The organism is Niallia sp. (genome assembly GCF_031978665.1).
Taxonomy (GTDB): Bacteria; Bacillota; Bacilli; order Bacillales; family Cytobacillaceae; genus Niallia.
In genome coordinates, this window is sequence record NZ_DALZDK010000043.1 from 25,094 (window position 1) to 27,034 (window position 1,941).

Here is a 1,941-nt window from a genome sequence, read left to right on the forward strand (position 1 = left end):
TGTTGCATTTTCAACTCCAACAATAACAGGTATTCCAATGTTTAATCCTACAACAGCTGCATGGCTTGTTAAGCCACCTTCTTCAACAATTAATGCACTGCATTTTTCTAATGCTGGCACCATATCGCGATCCGTTGCATTTGTTACAAGAATAGAACCAGATTTAACTTTATCTAGTGCGTCGTTTGCATTAGTAGCAATTACAGCTTTACCAAAAGCTGTTTTACGACCAATACCTTGTCCTTTAGCAAGCACGTCTCCAATTACATGAATTTTCATGATGTTTGTTGTACCCGCTTCTCCAACAGGAAGACCTGCTGTAATAACTACTAAATCGCCATGTGTAACAATAGAGCTGTTAACACCTTCTTGAACTGCTACATCTAGCATTTCATCTGTTGATTCAGACTTTTGGCTTAGACGTGGATATACTCCCCAAACAAGCGCTAATTGTCTTTGAATTCTTGCATCATAAGTTACAGCGACAATTGGAGCCTCTGGGCGGTATTTAGAAATCATTCTTGCAGTATGGCCACTACCAGTTGGTGTGATTACCGCTTTAACTTCTAAATTTAATGCTGTATGGGCAACAGATTGTCCGATTGAATCAGTAATTGAATGCTCTGAATCTTTGCTGCGTTTAGATAAAATTTCTTTATAATTTAATGCTTCTTCTGCTCTTGAAGCAATATTATTCATCGTTTGTACAGCTTCCACTGGATATGATCCTGCTGCTGTTTCACCTGAAAGCATTATTGCATCTGTACCATCAAAGATTGCATTTGCTACATCACTTGCTTCTGCACGAGTTGGACGTGGATTACGTTGCATAGAGTCTAGCATTTGCGTTGCAGTTATAACTGGTTTACCTAAAGTGTTACATTTTTTAATTAATAATTTTTGGACTAATGGCACTTCTTCTGCTGGGATTTCTACCCCTAAATCACCACGAGCAACCATTAATCCATCAGAAACCTCTAGAATTTCATCAATATTATCCACACCTTCTTGGTTTTCAATCTTAGGAATAATATGGATATGTGATGCATTGTTATCTTCTAATAATTGCTTAATTTCTAAAACATCAGATGCGCGACGTACGAAAGATGCAGCAATAAAATCAATTCCTTGTTCAATACCAAAACGGATATCATTGGCATCTTTTTCTGTCATGCCAGGAAGCTTTACAGCTACTCCAGGAACGTTTACACCTTTTTTATTTTTTAATGTACCTGAATTTAAAATTTTTGTATGTATTTCACCAGCTGCTTTGTCAACTTTTGTTACTTCAAGACCAATTAAGCCATCATCAAGTAGAATTTTGCTACCTGGCTCCACATCATCAATTAATCCTTCATAAGTAACAGAGAATTTTTCTGTTGTTCCTTCAACTTCTGTCATTGAAACAATGATATCATTGCCTGCAACTAATTCAATAGCACCATTTTGCATATTGTTTGTTCTGATTTCTGGACCTTTTGTATCTAAAAGAATCGCAATATTGTTTCCAGTAATCTCTGCTGCTTCGCGAATATTTTTTATTCTAGCACCATGCTCATCAAAATCGCCATGTGAAAAGTTAAGGCGAGCAACATTCATTCCAGCTTCCATTAATTGCGTTAATTTTTCCACGCTTTCACTTGCAGGACCAATAGTACATACAATCTTCGTTTTACGCATTAATAATACCTCCGATAAAATTTATAAAAATAATTGCTAACTTCACAGCATTTAAGGAATTTATAAGTTATCAGTGCCATAAAATGTACTAGATAATCATAAATTCCTAACGATTTATTAAATGGATAATTCTTTTGATAAATGATATAAATTACTATCAATCGTATGTTTACGTGCTAATGCTTCAATGATATCATAATCAACCAATTGGTTTTTCTCGATACCAACAGCTCTTCCACCTTTACCTTCTACAAGAAGCTC

The 1,941-nt window shown here is 35.6% G+C and carries 1 protein-coding gene and 1 pseudogene; both read right to left on the minus strand.

Translation table 11 applies throughout. The features are described 5' to 3' along the window. A partial coding sequence (pyk, locus tag RTL21_RS20020) for a pyruvate kinase (protein WP_312098473.1) occupies nt 1-1,680 on the minus strand: 1,680 nt, incomplete at its 3' end. 117 nt (nt 1,681-1,797) lie between these two features. Beyond that, nucleotides 1,798-1,941, minus strand: a pseudogene (locus RTL21_RS20025) (ATP-dependent 6-phosphofructokinase); the annotation flags it as partial.